Consider the following 2374-nt stretch of genomic DNA (forward strand, 5'->3'; position numbering starts at 1 on the left):
GCCGCCGAGCGGCTGGTGTCGGCCACGCTGGCCTGCATTGCGCTGTCCATCGGCGTGCACGGCGTCTCGGCCACGCCGCTGATGGGCAGTTACCAGCGCCGCCGCGAGCAATGGGACCGGCGGCGTGACCGGCGATTGCAGATGGGCCGCGCGGTGCCCGCCAGTCCGCTGGACGTCGAGGAAGATCCAGGCCGCCTACCGCCGCGCTGAGCTGTTCCGCGCCGCGCAACAGCCGGCCACCCCCGGCCACCCCCGGGCTCGCGCTGTGGCACAGTGAATGCGTCCCTTCCATTCCAAGGCATGCCTTCCGTGAACAAGCGCAGCACCGCGACCGCCACCATCCATGACGTGGCCCGCCTGGCCCAGGTTTCGATCAAGACGGTTTCGCGCGTGGTCAACCAGGAGCCTGGGGTGCGGGAAGACACCCGCGAGGCGGTGCAGCGGGCCGTGGCCGAGCTCAACTACCGGCCCAAGCAGTCGGCCCGCAGCCTGGCCGGTGCCCGCTCCTTCCTGATCGGGCTGCTTTACTACGATCCGAGCGCGGCCTTCGTCGGCGGGGTGCAGCAGGGCGCCACGCTGCGTTGCCGCGAGGCCGGCTATCACCTGGTGGTGGAGTCCCTGCATGACGACGCGCCGGACCTGGCAGAGCAGGTGGATCGCATGGTCTGGGCCTTGCGGCCCGACGGCATGATCCTGACGCCGCCGCTGTGCGACAACCCGCAGGTGCTGGCAGCGCTGCGCGACAGCGCCACGCCCTGCGTGCTGATCTCCCCCGCCCGCGACCTGCCGGACATGCCCAGCGTGCGCATGGACGACACCCGTGCGGCCGAGGAGATCACCAACCTATTGATCAGCCTGGGCCATCGCCGCATTGCCTTCATCCAGGGGCCGAAGAACCAGGCCGCGTCCGGCCTGCGTTACCAGGGCTACCTGCGGGCGATGAAGGCCCACCGCCTGGCCGTGGACCCCGAGATGGTCTACCGCGGCGACTTCTGCTTCGACTCGGGCGTTGACGCAGCGCACCACCTGCTCAGTCGCAGGCAGCGGCCGACCGCCGTCTTTGCCGGCAATGACGACATGGCGCTGGGCGTGCTGGCGGCCGCCCAGCGCCTGGGGCAGATCGTGCCGGACGACCTGTCCATCGCCGGGTTCGACGACTCCGCCGCAGCCAGCCTGGTCTGGCCGCCGCTGACCACCGTGCGGCAGCCGATGAACGAGATGGCGCACGAGGCGGTGCAGATGCTCACCGTGTCGCGCCATGACGATGGCGAGACCGGTCCGCCGCACCGGGTCCTGCCTTATGAACTGGTGGTGCGCGACTCGACCAGCGCCCCTGGCGGCAAGGCAGAGCTTGGGCTTGCGCCGCAAGCCGCGCCACGGCCAGCGGCGAGGGCCGCTTCGAAGGCCGGCACTAAGGCAGCGGTCAAGCGCGCACGTTGACTGGCTCGCGCTCGGCGGCACGCCCGCACAGCGCCGTCACCAGGGCCCGGTGGTCTGGCAGGTCGGCCACTGCATGTGGTGCCAGCGAGCGCAACTGGCGCATCTCGGCCGAGGCCGCCGCGAGCGGCTGGCCCGCTTGCCAGGCCGCGTGGCGCTCGGTCTCGAAGCCCATGCCGTAGAGCACGTACTGCCAGCTGGACGGCGGGTACATCTCCACGTCGGTGATGAAGTCCAGCCGGTGCGGCGGGCGGCAGCGCCACATGGTCAGTTGTTCGCGCAGGTGCGGGCTGAAGCTGGCGGGGTCGCGGTTGTCGCGCCAGAAGGCGCTGTCCTCGCGCTGGCTGAGGCCGTAGTGCAGCTTGATGAAGTCGACGATGCGCTCGTAGCGCTGGCGCATGAACTGGTTGAAATGCCGCGCCACCGGGGCCATCTGTCCGTCGTACGGGAACAGGTGGGCGATCAGGTAGGCGGCCGTCTCGATCAGGCCGATGCCCGAGGCCTCCAGCGGCTCCAGGAAGCCGCTGGACAGGCCCACGGCCACGCAGTTGTGCTGCCACTGCAGTTCACGGTAGCCCAGCGGCAACTGCAGCGAGCGCACCGGCAGTCCGTCCGCCGTGGGGCCGGCATAGGCGCGCAGCACCCGCTCGGCCTGCGTGGCGTCGGTGTGGCGGCTGGAGAAGACATGGCCGATGCCGCGGCGCTCCTGCAGGCCGATGTCCCAGATCCAGCCGGCTTCCTGCGCCGCGGAGATGGTGCAGGAGGCAATCGGAACGTCGGCTGCGGGGTAGGGCAGTTGCAGCGCCAGCGCGCTGTCGACGAACAGCTGGTCGCTCACCGACTTCAGCGGCACGCCCAGGCTGCGGCCGATCAGCTCGGCGCGCAGGCCGCTGCAGTCGATGTACAGGTCCGCCTCCAGCTGCTGGCCGCAGCGGGT

The 2374-nt window shown here is 70.6% G+C and carries 3 protein-coding genes; 2 read left to right on the forward strand and 1 reads right to left on the reverse strand.

The features are described from left to right. Together FKP22_RS32875 and FKP22_RS27455 are read left to right on the forward strand one after the other, a co-directional pair. A partial coding sequence (locus tag FKP22_RS32875; protein WP_170201122.1) for a hypothetical protein occupies window positions 1–210 on the forward strand: 210 nt, incomplete at its 5' end. A 90-nt stretch (window positions 211–300) separates the two neighbouring features. Further along, window positions 301–1440: a LacI family DNA-binding transcriptional regulator gene (locus FKP22_RS27455; protein ID WP_141291142.1), complete on the forward strand. Its 1140-nt coding sequence runs from the start codon at window positions 301–303 to the stop codon at window positions 1438–1440. Here FKP22_RS27455 and FKP22_RS27460 read toward each other — a convergent pair. Continuing rightward, on the reverse strand, window positions 1424–2374 hold a 951-nt coding region (locus FKP22_RS27460), incomplete at its 5' end, for a tryptophan 7-halogenase (RefSeq protein WP_141291143.1). The two genes, FKP22_RS27455 and FKP22_RS27460, sit on opposite strands and share 17 nt — an antisense overlap.

It is taken from the genome of Ideonella azotifigens (genome assembly GCF_006519715.1).
Taxonomy (GTDB): Bacteria; Pseudomonadota; Gammaproteobacteria; order Burkholderiales; family Burkholderiaceae_C; genus Ideonella; species Ideonella azotifigens.